The 15,748-nt window shown below is 65.6% G+C and carries 17 protein-coding genes; 7 read left to right on the forward strand and 10 right to left on the reverse strand.

The annotated features are described in order from the left end of the window. Positions 1 to 38 precede the first annotated feature (38 nt). Genes ACM9HJ_RS02255 through ACM9HJ_RS02265 form a run of 3 tightly spaced genes read right to left on the reverse strand, consistent with a single transcriptional unit; the run spans position 39 to position 1,942 of the window. Positions 39 to 512, reverse strand: coding sequence for a hypothetical protein (locus ACM9HJ_RS02255; protein WP_416570048.1), 474 nt, complete (start codon positions 510 to 512; stop codon positions 39 to 41). Positions 513 to 515: 3 nt separating this feature from the next. Beyond that, positions 516 to 818 (reverse strand): rod-binding protein, encoded by a 303-nt coding sequence (locus tag ACM9HJ_RS02260; protein WP_416570049.1) that lies wholly within the window; start codon positions 816 to 818, stop codon positions 516 to 518. Further along, positions 818 to 1,942 carry a flagellar basal body P-ring protein FlgI gene (locus ACM9HJ_RS02265; protein WP_416570050.1) on the reverse strand — a complete coding sequence of 375 codons (1,125 nt, stop codon included), beginning with the start codon at positions 1,940 to 1,942 and terminating at the stop codon, positions 818 to 820. Before ACM9HJ_RS02265 ends, ACM9HJ_RS02260 begins: the two co-directional genes overlap by 1 nt. A gap of 273 nt (positions 1,943 to 2,215) precedes the next feature. On the opposite strand from ACM9HJ_RS02265, the gene ACM9HJ_RS02270 reads away from it, so the two are divergent. The 3 genes from ACM9HJ_RS02270 (at position 2,216) to map (ending at position 4,234) form a co-directional block, all read left to right on the forward strand. Beyond that, on the forward strand, positions 2,216 to 3,004 hold the full coding sequence (locus ACM9HJ_RS02270) for a response regulator transcription factor (RefSeq protein ID WP_416570051.1): 789 nt from the start codon (positions 2,216 to 2,218) through the stop codon (positions 3,002 to 3,004). Positions 3,005 to 3,236: 232 nt separating this feature from the next. Next, on the forward strand, positions 3,237 to 3,449 hold the full coding sequence (locus ACM9HJ_RS02275; protein ID WP_416570052.1) for a ParD-like family protein: 213 nt from the start codon (positions 3,237 to 3,239) through the stop codon (positions 3,447 to 3,449). Continuing rightward, complete coding sequence (gene map / locus ACM9HJ_RS02280; protein ID WP_416570053.1) at positions 3,446 to 4,234, forward strand: type I methionyl aminopeptidase; 789 nt, start codon at positions 3,446 to 3,448, stop codon at positions 4,232 to 4,234. Before ACM9HJ_RS02275 ends, map begins: the two co-directional genes overlap by 4 nt. Here map and ACM9HJ_RS02285 read toward each other — a convergent pair. Then, on the reverse strand, positions 4,225 to 4,473 hold the full coding sequence (locus ACM9HJ_RS02285; protein WP_416570054.1) for a flagellin: 249 nt from the start codon (positions 4,471 to 4,473) through the stop codon (positions 4,225 to 4,227). The genes map and ACM9HJ_RS02285 overlap by 10 nt on opposite strands. A gap of 302 nt (positions 4,474 to 4,775) precedes the next feature. On the opposite strand from ACM9HJ_RS02285, the gene ACM9HJ_RS02290 reads away from it, so the two are divergent. Both ACM9HJ_RS02290 and ACM9HJ_RS02295 read left to right on the forward strand, forming a co-directional pair. Then, a complete protein-coding gene (locus ACM9HJ_RS02290; protein ID WP_416570055.1) occupies positions 4,776 to 5,036 on the forward strand; it encodes a helix-turn-helix transcriptional regulator in 261 nt (86 codons plus the stop codon). After that, complete coding sequence (locus tag ACM9HJ_RS02295) at positions 5,033 to 5,545, forward strand: hypothetical protein (RefSeq protein ID WP_416570056.1); 513 nt, start codon at positions 5,033 to 5,035, stop codon at positions 5,543 to 5,545. Before ACM9HJ_RS02290 ends, ACM9HJ_RS02295 begins: the two co-directional genes overlap by 4 nt. Before the next feature lie 170 nt (positions 5,546 to 5,715). Here ACM9HJ_RS02295 and ACM9HJ_RS02300 read toward each other — a convergent pair whose 3' ends face one another. From ACM9HJ_RS02300 to ACM9HJ_RS02325, 6 genes are all read right to left on the reverse strand, one after another. Then, positions 5,716 to 6,774: a flagellin gene (locus tag ACM9HJ_RS02300; protein ID WP_416570057.1), complete on the reverse strand. Its 1,059-nt coding sequence runs from the start codon at positions 6,772 to 6,774 to the stop codon at positions 5,716 to 5,718. Between the two features lie 2 nt (positions 6,775 to 6,776). Continuing rightward, positions 6,777 to 8,237: a flagellar hook-associated protein FlgK gene (gene flgK / locus ACM9HJ_RS02305; RefSeq protein WP_416570058.1), complete on the reverse strand. Its 1,461-nt coding sequence runs from the start codon at positions 8,235 to 8,237 to the stop codon at positions 6,777 to 6,779. A gap of 155 nt (positions 8,238 to 8,392) precedes the next feature. Then, positions 8,393 to 9,685, reverse strand: a complete 1,293-nt coding sequence (locus ACM9HJ_RS02310) for a flagellar hook protein FlgE (RefSeq protein ID WP_416570059.1) — start codon at positions 9,683 to 9,685, stop codon at positions 8,393 to 8,395. Between the two features lie 184 nt (positions 9,686 to 9,869). Continuing rightward, entirely contained in the window at positions 9,870 to 10,886 is a 1,017-nt protein-coding gene (locus ACM9HJ_RS02315; protein WP_416570060.1) for a flagellar motor protein MotB, read from the reverse strand. Positions 10,887 to 10,888: 2 nt separating this feature from the next. After that, a complete protein-coding gene (motA, locus tag ACM9HJ_RS02320) occupies positions 10,889 to 11,773 on the reverse strand; it encodes a flagellar motor stator protein MotA (protein ID WP_416570061.1) in 885 nt (294 codons plus the stop codon). 69 nt (positions 11,774 to 11,842) lie between these two features. Then, positions 11,843 to 13,975: a hypothetical protein gene (locus ACM9HJ_RS02325; RefSeq protein ID WP_416570062.1), complete on the reverse strand. Its 2,133-nt coding sequence runs from the start codon at positions 13,973 to 13,975 to the stop codon at positions 11,843 to 11,845. 115 nt (positions 13,976 to 14,090) lie between these two features. Here ACM9HJ_RS02325 and flgF point away from each other — a divergent pair, with 115 nt between their 5' ends. Then, positions 14,091 to 14,843 (forward strand): flagellar basal-body rod protein FlgF, encoded by a 753-nt coding sequence (gene flgF / locus ACM9HJ_RS02330; protein WP_416570063.1) that lies wholly within the window; start codon positions 14,091 to 14,093, stop codon positions 14,841 to 14,843. Positions 14,844 to 14,959: 116 nt separating this feature from the next. Then, positions 14,960 to 15,745, forward strand: a complete 786-nt coding sequence (gene flgG / locus ACM9HJ_RS02335) for a flagellar basal-body rod protein FlgG (RefSeq protein ID WP_416570064.1) — start codon at positions 14,960 to 14,962, stop codon at positions 15,743 to 15,745. Positions 15,746 to 15,748: the final 3 nt, after the last annotated feature.

A 15,748-nucleotide genomic window follows, 5' to 3' on the forward strand; every position in this document is an offset into this window, starting at 1 on the left:
CCGGGGTGACGGTAGAGAGTGCGGCAGCGAAGGTGCCCTCAAAGATTATGATCGATCCGCCCATACCCCGGCATGGCCCGCCGGGCGGTGCTGCCGCTGCGGCCATAGACGCCGTCGGCGCGCTGGCGTTCGGCGACGCGGCCCAGGCGCTTGGCGACATTGGTCACCGCCTCCTGGGCTGCCTGCAGGGCGATGGTATTGGCGCGGGTCGCGGCGCACAGGCGGGCGGCGGCGGTGCGCACCCGTTCCGGCGGGGCGGGGTCTTCCACCGGCTCCGCCTCCCCCTCGTCACCATCGGCGGCGAACACCGGCAGTGGCGGGGCGCGGTTGGCCTCGCGCAGCAGGATGCCCAGCTGTTCGAACAATTTGCGCTTGGTGCTGAAATACAGCTCCAGCCCATCGGACTGGGCCTTGGATACCAGGCTGGTTTCCTCCTCCAGCAAGGCGGTCAACACCTCGAACGCCTCGGCCAGATGCCGGCGCATGTCCGGCGACAGTGAACCGACATTCATGCCTCAGCCCTCCCGCGACTGGTCATACTGGGCGATCTGGGCGCGGACGTGGCCGGCAATGCCGAAGCCGCCGGGGCTGGACGCCATGCTCTCGGCGACGCTGTCCAGCATCATGCCGCGGAACACTTCCTCCGCATAACCCCCGCCGAACATGCCCTCGGTCGATACGCCTTCGAACATGGAATTCAACGCCTGGCTCAGCAGCAATGCTTCGAATTTCCGTGCCGCCTCGGTCGCGGCCGTGCCCGTCAGGGGACCGGCGGCCGGCAGGGGCCGGGCGGGCGGCTGGATTTCAGCTATTTCCATCACATCACCTCCAGTTCGGCATGAAGGGCACCGGCCGCCTTGATCGCCTGCAAGATGACGATGATGTCGCGCGGCGTGGCGCCCAGCCGGTTCAGCCCATTGACCAGTTCATTCAGCGATACCCCGCCCTCCAGCACGTTCAGGCGCTTGCCCTCCCCCTCGTCCACGGCGATCTGGGTGCGGGGAACGACCACCGTCTGGCCCTGCTGGGTGAAGGGGGCGGGTTGGGAGACCTGCGGGGTTTCCTGCACCCGCACCGTCAGATTGCCCTGGGCGATGGCGACGGTGCTGATCCGGACATTCTCGCCCATGACGATGGTGCCCGACTGTTCATCGATGACCACACGGGCCACCTGATCGGGCGTCACTTGGATGGTTTCGATCCGGGTCAGCAGGCCGGCAATGTCCCCCTGGTAAGCCACCGGCACCATCACATCGACCGTCGTCGGGTCGGTGGCGCGGGCGACGCTGCCGCCCAGGCTCTGGTTCACGGCGGCTGCGATGCGGTTGGCGGTCAGGAAATCCGGGTTGCGCAGGGCCAGCCGGACACGCGCCAGGCTGTCCAGATCGAAATCCACTTCGCGTTCGACGATGGCGCCATTTGCCACGCGGCCGGAGGTCGGCACGCCCTTGGTGACGCTGGCCGCCGCACCCTCAACCGAATAGCCCGACGTGGCGACGGGACCCTGGGCCACGGCATAGATCTTCCCGTCCGCCCCCATCAGCGGCGTGGCGATCAGGTTGCCGCCGGCCAGGCTCTTGGCATCGCCCATGGTGGAAATCGACACATCCACGCGGGTACCCTGGCGGGGAAAGGGCGGCAGTTCCGCCATGACCATCACCGCCGCGACGTTGCGGGTCTTCACATTCAGGCCGGTGATATTGACGCCCAGCCGTTCCAGCATGCCTTCCAGGCTCTGCTGCGTGAAGGGCGAGTTCTGCAGGCGATCACCCGTGCCGTTCAGCCCGACGACCAGCCCATAGCCCAGAAGTTGGTTTCCGCGCACCCCCTCCACCTCGACGAGATCCTTGATGCGCATCTGGGCCTGGGCGGCCCCCGGCAGGGCCACGAACCCGGCGACAATCAAGGCGAGAAAGCCACGGATATGGCGGCGCTCAACCATTTCCGACCCCTTAAGATTAGTGAACGGAGGGATCATGGCACGACAGGGTTAAAGCGGCTTTTCCAAGACTTACCCAAGGGGCGCGTTAATATCCATTTAATTATCTGAGTCGATCTCGTCTTGACTGCGCCGTTGTGGGTAGTCATTGCTCTTTGTGAGCAGAATGAAAGGCGAATATGGTACGGAAATACAAATAAATTAGAAGTTTTTCTTCTGCTTCCGTCGATCTTGTAAAATTCCTGTAGAATTTTACTCAAATCAGGAGTTGGGGCAATGCGAGTCTTGTTGATCGAGAACGATCAGACCATCGCCGGAGCAATCTCCCGCGCCATCGGCCGCGTCGGCGTCCGCTGCGAACAGCAGACGCAGGACAGCGTGGAGACACTGGTTGCCGAGAAGGATGGCTCCCTGGAGAACTACGACGCGATCCTGGTCAGCAGTGCGGCCGGTCCCGAAGCCTTCATCGCCCGGCTGCGGGCGGTGGTGGGTCAGGTGATCATCGTCAGCCTGCTGGGTCACCGCTGCGTCACGTCCACCATCCAGCATCTGCGGGCCGGTGCCGATGACGTGCTGGTAAAGCCGATCAATCCGCAGGAGATCGAGGCGCGGCTGCATGCCGTGCGCCGGCGCGCCCATGGCCACAGCTCGCCCGAGTTGACGGTGGGCCGCCTGACCGTCTTCCTGGACGGCCGCGATCCGGCGGTGGATGGGCAGCGCCTGCGCCTGTCGCACCGCGAGCATGCGATCTTCAGCGTCCTGGCGCTGAATGTCGGCCGCGTCGTGTCGAAGGAGAAGATCTACGAGACGGTGTACACCCTGTCCGGGTCCGACCCGCTGGACAAGGTCATCGACGTCTATATCTGCAAGCTTCGCAAGAAGATCGCGGAGGCCACGGGCGGTGACAAATATATCGAGACCGTCTATGGCCGCGGCTACAAGTTCGAAGCCCCGCCGGAGGATGAGCGCGATGCCGCAGAGCCGGCGATGATCAAGTCCGTTCCCGCGATCCCCGCCGCACTGATCCGCGCGGGTGTTCGCACGGTTGCAGGTGCCAGCGCCTGACAAGCGAATTGATCGATGGGGCCGCCCTCCACCGGGCTCCCATCGGCGGCGTTCAACCTTTCCATGGCGGTTTGCGTCCAGGATCATGGAAACCGGCCGGTAGAACCGCCGGTTCGCACCCGTGGAAAGGGCCGGGGTGACGGCAGAATCCTCCCCCGGCCCGACGCGGCGCTTGGCATTCTTGCGAGCGGTCTATATATGGTCCATATATGTTTCATATAAGGGACCTGCGATGGGCATCGTGAATATCGAGGATGACCTGCACGAACAGCTGCGCCGGGTCAGCAAGGTCACCTGCCGGTCGATCAACGCCCAGGCCGCCTTCTGGATCAAGATCGGCATGCTGTGCGAGACCAATCCCACGCTGAGCTTCACCGAGATCATGCAGCGGGAACTGAATGCCGCTGGCGTGTCGGCCCCGTCACTGGCCGTCGATGCGGCATGATCAAGGAAGCCTGGGAACTGGCGCTGCTGGCCCAATCCGGCCGGCTGCTGGCATCGGTGTTCGCCCTGCTGGACAGGACGCCGCTGATCGGCCGCTCGACGCTGGAGATCAACGATCTGGTCGAACGCTTCATCATTGTTGATTTGCAGGCACGGCCCGCCAGCAAGGGCCAGTATGGCTATGGCTTCGTGCTGAATTCATCGGTCAACGACGTGGTCTGCCATGGCGTGCCGTCGGCATCGACCGTGCTGCGCGATGGCGACATCGTCAATTTCGACATCACCCTGGAAAAGGGCGGCTATATCACCGACAGCAGCAAGACCTATCTGGTCGGCGCTGTCGATCCCGCTACCAGGCGGCTGGTCCAGACCACCTATGATGCGCTGTGGACGGGGATAAAGACCGTCCGGCCGGGTGCGAAGCTGGGCGATATCGGCCATGCCATCGAACGGCATGCCAAGAAAGCCGGCTATTCCGTGGTACGGGAATATTGCGGCCATGGCATCGGCCGGGAAATGCATGAGGAACCGCAGATACTGCATTTCGGCCGGCCGGGCACCGGCCTGACCTTGCGCGAGGGCATGGTCTTCACCATCGAACCGATGCTGAACCGCGGCCGGCGGGGCGTGCGGACGGAGGAGGATGGCTGGACCGTCAGGACCCAGGACGGATCGCTGTCGGCGCAGTTCGAACATACGGTTGCGGTGACGGCGACCGGCGTGTCGGTCCTGACGTTGCGCGACGATGAGCGGAAGCCAGGAACGGACAGGACCAATCATAGGTAATTGGCCAGCGAAAGCTTGCCCAGGCTACTGGTCACCGCGAAGGTCGCTTCCAACTGGTTGCGCAGCACGTCCAGGCGCAGGGTCGCGTCGTACGGGTCGGCCTCTACCAGCTTGACGATCTGGGTGGAGACAAGCGTCTGTTCCACCTCCAGCCGGTCCTGCATGCGCTGGATGGTCTGTTCCTCCAGGCCCAGGATGCTCTGCGCTTCCGTCAACTGCTCCATAGCATTGCCGACCATTTCTAGGATCACTTGCCGGCCGATCAACGCCGCATGATCAAGCGAGCCTGGGAACTGGCACTGCCGGACAAAACCCTGCTGATCGGATGGTCGATGCTGGAGATCAATGATCTGGTCAAGGGATCATCATTGACGAGTTGAATTCCCAGACGGCTTGTCGCTGGGTGGTAGAAGAGGGGCCGACCTACGGGGCGGCCCCTTCTCAGTGTTTGAGGGAGCCGATAGCCAGTTCACAAACATGTTGACGTCAATGCGAATCGTTGTGTAAACACAACAGATCGACATTGATGAATGATATTCCTGTGGATGATCTGTATAATCGCATTGCCGTCTTCCGGGCCGAGCGCGGGGTCACGCGCCGTGCCCTGGCCGAAGCGGTGGGCGTGAACAACCAGACGATCGGCTATTTGGAGCGGGGCGATTACAAGCCCAGCCTGGAATTGGCGATGAAGATCGCCGCCTATTTCGGTGTGCCGGTCGAAATGCTTTTTTCCTTTCGTCCCTTCGAGTCCGTTGCCGACACCCTGCGCCGCGCCGCCGCGGCGGGAGAAGGATCGCCATGACCACCCTGTTGCAGAAAATGGATCACCTCGTCTATGCGATCAGGCTCGACCGCATCATCTTCATGAAGATGCAGCCGCGAGCGTTCCGCTGGACACCGTTACTGGTGATTGCGGCGCTGGCTGTGGGCTATGTGCTGATGGCCATGGTACCCAACGTCCTGGTGCCCGGCTTCTGGATCGGCTGGCTTTCCTTCTATGGCGCGATCATTGCCGCGCATATGTTCCGGGTGTTCGGCCCGCGCTTCACCGCGACCGTGCATCATCCCCTGGATGAGCGGGAACTTATGGTGAAGGCCCGCGCCCATGCCATGTCGGGCGTCACGATGACGATCGCGGCCATGCTGGGCTGCTTCTACATGACCACGGCCGGCCTTCCCTGGTTTTGGCATCCGAACCCTCCGATCGACTGGATTAATCTCGGGTTCGGCGTCCAGGGGATCAGCGTGCTGCTGCCAACTTGGTTCGCGAGCTGGCTGCAGCCCCCGCCGGTCGTGGATGGCGAAGATTGAGGACGAGGGTATCGGAATTGCCTCTGTCGCCTCCCCGGCCGAAACCGGGGCCGAGGATCACAAGCCCAACCTGGCGGCCGCGTACATCGATGCAGCGTGGATGTTTGAGCCTGTGACCCCTGGGTCCCCGCTTTCGCGGGGAAGGGATTAAGAGATGATCCTGGCAGCCCCTACAGATAATTCGCCAGCGACAGCTTGCCCAGGCTGCTGGTCACGGCGAAGGTCGCCTCCAGCTGGTTGCGCAGCACGTCCAGGCGCAGGGTCGCGTCGTACGGGTCCGCCTCCTCCAGCTTGACGATCTGGGTGGAGACGAGCGTCTGTTCCACCTCCAGCCGGTCCTGCATGCGCCCGATGGTCTGTTCCTCCAGGCCCAGGATGCTCTGCGTCTCCGTCAGTTGCTCCATGGCGTTGCCGACCATGCTCCAGGCCCGCTCCGCCAGCCTTTGATAGGCGGCATCGGGAATGCTTTCGGCCGGCACGGCACTCAGCAGATGCAGGCCCTTCAGCAGGTCGCGCACCGCCTGATCGCCGGCGGTGGCACCATAGGTGACGGTGACCGACCCTTCCGCCCGCGCCACCACCGGATCGGTGGAGCCATGGAAGAAGGTGTTGGAGAAATTGCCTGCCGCCGGCACACGCGTGTCGTTGAACAGGGCCGAAAGCCCGTTCGGCCCGTCGATCATCGCGTCCACGGCGGCGGCGGAGTTAAGCGGCCCGGCAGCGGTCAGCACCTGCTGGATGGCGGCGTTGGGCGACAGGCCGGACGGGGCCGCCTGGTCGGCCGCCTGGATGGGCGTACGGTCGAAGCGGGTGCCGCCGAACAGGAAGCGCCCGCTCATCGATCCGTTCAGCATGTTGGTGACGGTGCGCAGCGCATCCTTGGCCGCGTCGTCGATGACGGCATTGGTGGTGTCCGATCCGCCGCCCGACGCGGTCAGGGCCAGATCGCGGACCTTGGTCGTGGCCTCGCGCATGGCACTCATCGCGTCCTGCATCGCCGTCATCCGGGCGGCCTGCGACGACATCGCCGTCTGGAACTGGTCGATCTCGCTGCGCACATTGCGCAGGTCCAGCAAGGCGGCGGCGCGGCTGCCCAGGCTGCCGGCGACGTCGATCTTGCGGCCGGTGGACAGTTCCTGCTGCAAGGTCTGCATCTCGGTCTGCGTGACCCGCACATTGTTGCGGGTCTGGCGGGCCAGCGACAGGGTGGAAACGGTGCTGAGCGTCATGATCAGATCTCCAACAGCTTGTCGAGCATGCGGCTGGCCACCTGCATGATCTGGGCATTGGCGGCATAGCTGCGTTCCAGCACGATCAGTTCCTGCAATTCCTCATCGATATTCACGCCCTCCCGCCCCTCGCGGGTGGCGCGCACCGTCTCCAACTGGATGTCCAGCGACTTGGCGCTGTTCTCGGCCGAGGCGCGGACGGCATGCTGCTGACCGATGGCGGCGTTGGCGAAATCCCTCACCGTGCCGCTGGTCATCAGGCCGGCGGATACGCTGAAACTGACGCTGGTGGAGAACACGCCCAGGAAGGCGCGGACCTGCGTCGTGTCGCCGACATCACCGCCCGCCGCATGCAGGCCGGTGCGCACCCGGGCCGGGTCGCCGCCGGCATCCAGCCGGACCAGGTCGTTGACCTGGATGCGGCCGGCCATGCCGGTGATGTTGCCCGCCGCCCGGTTGTGCCGCGCGCCGTTTTCGGTGAACAGGCCGGTGCCGGTGGTGCCGGCCGAGGCATCGGCCTGCTGGAACCGGTCGGCCAGCACGCTTGCCACCTCGTCGATCTGGCGCTGCATTTCCGGCATCGCCTGATCGCGCACGGCGAAGAAACCTTCCAGCCGCCCACCCTTGACCGGGTTGGGATAGCCACTGCCGGGGGCGATATCGACCCCGTCGACCGTCAGGCCCGACAGGCCGCCGCCGGCATAGCTGGCGGTGGCGCCGATGACGGGGGTGCGGGTGAACTCGATCTCCCGCGCATTCTCGTCCAGCAGGGTCACCCCGCCCGTGGTCATCACCACGATGGCGTTGGCGTCGCGGGTGAAATACTGGATGCCGATCTGTTCCGACAAGCCATCCAGCAGCCGGTCGCGCTCATCCTCCAGCTCGGAGATGTCCTGGCCGCTGCCGGTGCGCACCGCCACCTGGCGGTTCAGATCTTCCAGCCGCTTCAAAGCACCATTGATGCTGGTCACCGCATCGCCGATGCCGGCATCGGCCTGTTCGCGGGCATTGGCGATGGCCTTGTTGGCATCGCCCAGCCGGCTGGCCAGATTGATGGCGGCATCGACCACGGCGCGCTGCTGCGTCGGGCTTTCGGGCAGGTCCTCCAGCCCGTAGAAGGCGCGTTCCAGGGTGGCCAAGGCCGCGCTGAAGCTGCGTTCCTCCTGCGGCTGGCCGATGGTCTGCGTATAGACGGACAGGATTTGCGCGCGTGAGGTTTGGGCCGCACTGGCCGACGCCTGCACGCGTGTTTCCCGCGCCAGGGAGGCATCGGCGCTGCGCCGGAAATCGCTGACCTGGACGCCCCTGCCCTCCCCGCCGATGGAAACCGACGTCAGCACGGCCTCCTTGCGGGTATAGCCGGGGGTGGTGGCGTTGGCGATGTTGCGGGACAGGATCGCCGACTTGGTCTGATTGGCCTGCAGGCCACTCAGCGCCGTCTGCAGGGCGAGGCCGATGCTCATGATCGCTGCCTTTCTGATTGGACTTTTTCTTCAAGCGCCGAAACGGTTTCCGGCAGCCATTCTCATATCGGCGGCGACTGCCGCCGCGCCGCACGTGCGGCGTGAGCCAAGCCGCCGGATGGCGGCGCCCGGCGCCTGAGGGCATCGAATAAAAATCAGCGCATGAGGCGCGTGATCTCGTCCATCATCTCGTCGGCGGTCTGGATGATCTTGGCGTTCGACGAATAGGCGCGCTGCGTCTCGATGATGCTGGTCAGCTCCTCCGCGATATCGACATTGGAGGCTTCCAGGGCGCCATCATCGATGGTGCCGGCCGAACCCGCCCCGCCGTCCCAGAGATAGAAATCACCGCTCTCGCGGCTGACCTGGAAGGCGTTGCCATCCATGCGGCGCAGCCCGTCGGGATTGGTCACGTTGGCCACGGGGATCTGATAGACCGCCTGGCGCAACCCGTTACGATAGATGGCGGTCATGATGCCGTCATCGCCGATCTCCACCCGGTCCAGGGGCGCATAGCCGGCGCCATCCTTGCCGAAGGCGCCCGGCACATACTGGTCGCCCCACTGGGTCAAGCCGCCATTGGCCCCGATCTCCCCCATCGACAGCTTGATCGGCTGGCCGGCGACGGTCAGGTTGATGGTGCCATTGTTCACCGTTACGCCACCGCCCGCGGTCATGGAGGACAGGGTGCCAGCCGGAACCGTGGTGGCGATGCCGTTGCTGAACGCCATGTTCACCGTGCCCAGGCTGGCATTGTTGCCGTCCCGGATGTTCAGCGTCCATTGGTTGGCCACCGTGGAGGGCTGCCATTCCAGCGTCAGCTTGTTGGTGAAGCCCAGCGGCGAATAGTAATCGATGGAGGTGGAGAACGGGGCCGCCGCCGGGGTCTGGCCGGTCATGCTGGCCGGCAGGTTGGCGGCGAAATTGATGTTGCCGGTGGCCTTGGCCAGACCGGTGATCTTGCCCAGGCTGACCGTTTCCAGCCCATCGAAGCTGGTGCGCGACGGGCTGCCGCCGCTGACATTGCCATTGGTGTCCAGTGCCCAGCCTTGCAGGTAATAGCCGCCGGTATTCACCAGGTTGCCGCTGCTATCGGGGCGAAAGGAACCGCCGCGCGTCAGCATGTGGGTGGTGCCCTGGACATTCTGGGCATCGGCATTGGTGCCGACCACGAAGAAGCCATTGCCGGAAATGGCCAGATCGGTGGCCACCGTGGACCGGGTGATGATGCCGGCGCGCGACACTTCGGTGCGCAGCGACGCCTCGACACCACCGGCCGAATAGGTGCCGGCGCTGGAATTGTTGGTCACCAGGGTGGAGAACTGCACGTTGGTGCGCTTGTACCCGACCGTGCCGGAGTTCGAGATATTGTCGGAGATGGCGCTGAATTTCGCACTCTGCGCCGCCAGACCGCTGACACCCGAATTCATTGCGCTGTAAATGCTCATGGGAACGGACTCCGCTTGGCTGATCGGTTGAAAAGGCCGGGGCTCGGGGATCTTGTCCGCTGCGATGACCGCTTGAAGCAGGGTCCTTGCAACTGGGCCGGGGGCGCTTCGGCGCCATCATTCCGCCCGATGGGTTCTCCCACCACGGACAACAATAAAGGGTGACGCTTAAAACCGGATAAAATCAGCGCACACCCGTCGGCAGCGGCACCTGACGCAGCAGGGTGATGGAGATACGGCGGTTGCGCGGGTCTTCCGGTGCGTCGGGGAACAAATGCAGCGTATCCGCCAACCCCTCCACCCGTGCCAGCCGGTTCGCCGCGATGCCGTTGCCGGCCAGGATGCGGCGGGCGGCATTGGCGCGGTCGGACGACAGTTCCCAATTGCCGTAGCGGGCACTGGCGGCGAAGGCGCGGCCATCGGTATGGCCGGCCACGGCCACGGGGTTGGGCACGGTGGCCAGGGCCTGCGCCACGACCTGCAACAGGGAAGCGGCCCGGCCGTTCAAATCCACCGACGCCACATCGAACATGGAGAAATGCGGCCGGTCGGTGATCTGGATGCGCAATCCCTCCGGCGTGATGTCGAAGATCAGGTTTTCCGATAGTTCCGCCAGATCGCCGCCGATGGCCAGCGATGCCTTCAGTTCCGCCTCGATCCGTTCGAACGCCGCCTGTTCGGCCGCCACCCGCGCCATCTGTTCGGCCAGACCGGGATCGAGGACGGGGCCGGCGGGAATATCGCCTGCCGCCACCTCCCCCAGGGTCAGATCGCCCTTGCCGGGGCCGTTGACGGGCTGGTGCCCGTCATTGTCGCCGGGATCGCCATCCACCACCACCGGGTCAGGACCGGGCGGCGACAGGGCCGGAACGCGGGCGGCGGGGATGGTTTCCCAGGCACTGCTGGCGCTGCTGGTCAAGGCACCGCTGGCCATGGCCACGCTCTGCCCCGCCAACTGCCCGTCGGCGCCGGAATTGCTGCTGGAAACGCTGATCGGGTTGAAATAGTCGGCGATGCCTTCCTTCTGTTCCGGGGAGGTGATGTTCACCAGCCAGAGCAGCATGAAGAAGGCCATCATCATGGTCGTGAAGTCGGCATAGGCGATCTTCCACGACCCGTTTTCCTGATCCCACTCATCGTCGCTATGACGGCGGCGGCGGATGATGATGCTGGCGCGGTTGAGACGTCCGGTGGTCGCCATGGTCAGGCCGCCTTCTGCCGCTCGCCCAGACGCTGGGCAGCATTGGTGGTCACGTTCTCCACTTCATGGAAGGTCGGCTGCACCTCGGTATAGAGCACCTTGCGCGCATGCTCCACGGCCACGGCCGGGGCCGATCCGTGCAGATGGGCGACCAGGGCTGCCTTGATGCAATGGAAGAATTTCATCTCCTCGTCGCGCATGCGATTCATGGCATTGGCCAGCGGTCCGACCACTCCATAGGACAGCAGCACGCCCAGGAAGGTGCCGACCATGGCACCGGCGATCAGCTGGCCCAGGATTTCCGGCGATTCGGAAATCGCACCCATGGCCTTGATCATGCCCAGCACGGCGGCGACGATGCCCAATGCCGGCAGCGCCTCCGCCATCGTGTGCAGGCTGCGGGGCGCGCGGTGGAATTCCTTGTTGAGCGTTACCAGCTCCTCATCCATCAGCGCCTCCATCTCCATGGCGCGATCGGCACCCAGCGACATCAGGCGCAGATAATCGGTGAGGAAGATGACGGCCCGGTCCTGTTCCAGGGTGCGGGGGAATTGCTGGAACAGCGTGCTGTCGGCCGGCTTCTCGATATCCTTTTCCAGCCCCATCAGCCCCTTGGTGCGGGCGGTGCGCAGCACGGTATAGAGCAGGGCCAGCAGTTCCAGGTAATCCGCCCTTCGATGGGCCGTGCCGCGGAACAGGGCGCGCAGGCTGTTGCCGGTATCCTTGATGATCTGCCAGGGATTGGCGATCACGAAGGCGCCCAGCGCCGCGCCACAGACGATCAGCACCTCGAAAGGCTGCCACAGCACGTTCATATGGCCGCCCAGGGCGAAGAACCCGCCCAGGACGGAGGCGAAGACGATGGCGGCACCGATGAGCAGGTTCATCGCGATATCTCCAGGGCAAGGCGACGATCAGAAGGCTTCATCCTGACAAGGCGCGATTAAACCCGGTTTTCAGTTGGCGGGGACTGGTCGAGCCAATTTGCTCACCGCCGCCGCGTCTTCCAACAAACCGCGCAGGTCACGCTCACCCGCATCCGCAGCCGGCACAGGCCGGGCCAGCAGGGTCAGGTCAGCCCCCAGCTTGCGTCCAGCGAAGGCAGTGCCCTGTCCCTGCACCACACTATCCGCCGTCGGATCACCCGACAGCATGGCGGCCAGGGCATAGCGGGCGGCATCGGCTGGCGGCAGGGGACCGCCGGCGGCCAGCGCCTTGTAGCTCTTGGCTGCCTCCCCCCATTTGCCCTGCCGCCACAGCCCGTCGGCACGCACGGCCAGGCCGTCATTGCCGTCACCGGCCATCGCCATGGCCCCGGCGCTGTCGCCAGCTAGCAGCAGGGCGCGGGCACGCAACTCCTTGCCGCGTTTCACATCGTCCGGCGTGGCCTCCTCCGCCCCATCCAGGGTGGCGAGCGCCGCCGCTGCGTCGCCCACCGCCAGTTCCATCACGGCCAGATCATGGATGATGGCGGGGCGGTCCGGTGCCGGAAGCTGCACGACCAGGGCCTGCAATTCCTCCCGCGCGATGCGTTCCACCCCGGCATCGGCCAGCATCATGGCAAAGCGCTGCCGCACGGCCCAGCCGGCGGGTTCAGATGGCAGCAGGTCGCGGTGGCGCTGGAAGGCGGTGATGCGGTCGGGAAGGGAAATGGATGTCTCCATCAACCCGTCGAACAGGTGCACGGCCATATCGGCACGGGCGGCCATTTCCGGCGGCGGCTGGTCGGGGAAGCGCAGGCTGAGCAGTCGCAGCTTCTCCAGCGCCGTCACCGGCTCCCCCCGCTTTTGGGCCAGCAATGCCAGCTGCCACAGGCTGTCGGCTTCCAGCGCCGTGCCCGGCCAGTCGCGGATCGCCGCGTCCAGTGCCGTCATCCGCTCCGCCTCCGCCCGTTCCCCGCGTTCCACCCGCATCGCCAGGGCGGCCAGCCCGGCGCGGGTGGCCGCCGCACCTTCAAGGGCCGCCGCCTGATCCCATTGCGCCAGCGCCAGGGAGACGCGGCCGGCGGCGGCATGCAGCCGCCCCACCACCTCATGCAGCTGTGCCTGGGCTACCGGATCGCCGGCATCGGCCTCGATGGCGCGTGCGATGGCCCGTGCCATGCCGTCCAGCCGCGCATCGGCGGCGATCGACAGCAGGTCCAGCCCCAGTTCGCGGCGCAGATCGGCCGGCAGGGAGGACAAGGCCCGCGACGCGGCCGGCAGATAACGGACGCCATCGCGCCCCTGCCCGCGCCGCTGCAGCAGCAATGCCGCCCAGAACGGGCCGTCGGATGCCCGCAAAGACTGGTTGCTCAGCAGCCGGTCGGCCCGGCTGTCATCCGGATCGGCCAGCAGGGCGGCGATGGCGAGCAATGTCTGGTCTTCCTCCGTCTCGGCACTTCCCTCCAGACTGACCAGGGCCTCCGGTGCGCGGTTCCAGGCCAGCTGGAAACGGACCAGATCGCGCAGGGCGGCCGGGGCATGGTCGGATGCGGCCAGGGCCTGACGCAGCCGGTCGCGGTTGTCCAGATAGGGTTCCTGGCGCCAGGCGGCCAGATCGACCAGGGGTGCGGCGCTGCCCCAGGCCGGATCGGGGCGGCGAGGATCCTGCGCCAACGTCGGTGTCGGTTCCCGCGCGGGTGGGGTGGCGGCATCGCGGGCACCGTCGGCCACGGCCTTGCGGGCGAATTCCGCTTCTTCCGGGGTCAGCTGCGTGGGCGGCGGGGGTGTGGTCGGCTTGCGGCCGGGTGTCACCGGGGCGGCGACGCGCATCACCATCTGGCCGTTGCGCCGCTTGATGGAGATGGCGGCGCTGCAATCGGTGGCCACCGCCAGGGTGTGGGGATTGGTCAGCGTCACGCCCTTGATGCGGCCGGCGCCGACGCTGGCGGCGCTGATATCCATTCCCTGATCCAGCGGCATGGCAAGCGTGGCCCCGCACTGGTCCAGGCGGAAGCGGTCGGGCTTCAGGTCGCCGCTGTCGATCAGCAGCTCCGTCACCCCGCCCGCCACGCGGATGGAAACGGGCACCGGGTCGGCCAGGGCCGGGGCGGCGATGCACAGCCCGGCGGGTACCGATGTCAGCAGAATGCGCAGAAACTGTCTCATGACCCCATCCGCAGCCGATCTTGAACGCGGATTTAACCTAGCCCCTGCACATTAAAGCCGGTTCAAAGCGGCGCCCCGGACGGGCAGCGCCCTAGCGAAGCCGGAGATATCGCCCTTGGAAAACGCGCTCTATGTAGGGCTGTCGCAGCAGATGGCGCTGCGCCGCATGCTGGACGTCACCGCCAACAATGTGGCGAACATGAACACCATGGCGTTCCGCGCCGAACGGCCGGTCTTCGACGATTTCGTCAGCCGGACCGGGCGTGGGGCCGACCCCACCGCCTTCGTCATCGACCGCGCTACCTATACCGACACGCGCGAAGGATCGCTGACCACCACCGGCAACCCCTTCGACATCGCCATCCGCGGCGATGCCTGGCTGCAGGTGGAGACACCAGCCGGCCCGCGTTATACCCGCGACGGGCGGCTGGGCCGATCGGCGGAGGGTGATCTGGTCACCGTCGATGGCCGGCCCGTGCTGGACGATGCCGGCAACCGCATCACCGTGCCGGAGGATGTGGGACCGCTGACCTTCAGCAGCGACGGCACGCTGTCCTATACGGTGGAGGGCAATGGCCAGGAGATCCAGTCGGTGGAACTGGGCCGTATCGGGCTTTACTCCCTGCCCGGTGCCGAAGGGTTGCAGCGGGGCGGCGACGGTCTGGTCACCGCCACGGGCGACCCGCTGCCCGCCATCGGCGTCACCATCGTTCAGGGCGCCGTCGAAGGTTCCAACGTCCAGCCCATCGTGGAGATGGTGCGGCTGATCGACCTTACCCGCGCCTACGGCCAAGCCACAAAACTGACCGAGGCGGAGAATGACCGCCAGCGCGGCGCCATCAACAAGATCGGCGGGCCGGCAACCTGATCGCCACCGCCCGCCCCCCCAGGCCGGCGACTGCCGGCCCGCGCCACGTGGCGCGTAAGCCAAGCCGCCGGATGGCGGCGCCCGGCGCCTGAGGGAACAGCAAAAGGAGAAAACTCATGCGCACGCTCGACATCGCCGCCAGCGGCATGATGGCCCAGCAGATGAATGTGGAGGTCATCTCCAACAACATCGCCAACATCAATACCGTCGCCTTCAAGCGCTCCCGCGCGGAATTCCAGGATCTGATGTACCAGTCGCAGCTGCGGCCCGGTGCCACGGCATCCGACCAGGGCGACATCGTGCCCACCGGCATCCAGCTGGGCCTGGGCGTGAAGCCGGGCACGGTGGCGCGTCAGCATGTGCAGGGCACGCTGACCAAGACCGAGGGCGATTACGACGTGGCGCTGGACGGACGCGGCTATTTCCTGGTCGATCTGCCCACGGGCGAGACCGCCTATACCCGCGCCGGCAATTTCAAGCTGTCGCCGGAAGGCACCATCGTCACCATCGACGGGCACGAGGTCAGCCCCGGCATCACCGTGCCGGAAAACACCCGCGACGTGATGATCAACGCCAATGGCGAAGTGCTGGCCTATATCGAGGGCCAGATCGAGCCGCAGAATGTCGGCCAGTTCGACATGGCCATGTTCGTGAACGAGGCCGGGCTGGAGGCCGTGGGCTCCAACCTCTATCTGGAAACCCCGGCATCGGGCGTGCCGATCCTGGGCATGCCGGGCCAGCTGGGTTTCGGCACGGTCAAGCAGGGTTATGTCGAGGCATCCAACGTCAATATCGTGGCGGAGATCACCAACCTCATCTCCGCCCAGCGGGCGTATGAGATGAACAGCCGCACGGTCGAGGCCGGCGACCAGATGCTGAACACCCTGGTCCAGATGCGGTGAGGG

It is taken from the genome of Niveispirillum sp. KHB5.9 (genome assembly GCF_048066115.1).
Classification (GTDB): domain Bacteria; phylum Pseudomonadota; class Alphaproteobacteria; order Azospirillales; family Azospirillaceae; genus Niveispirillum.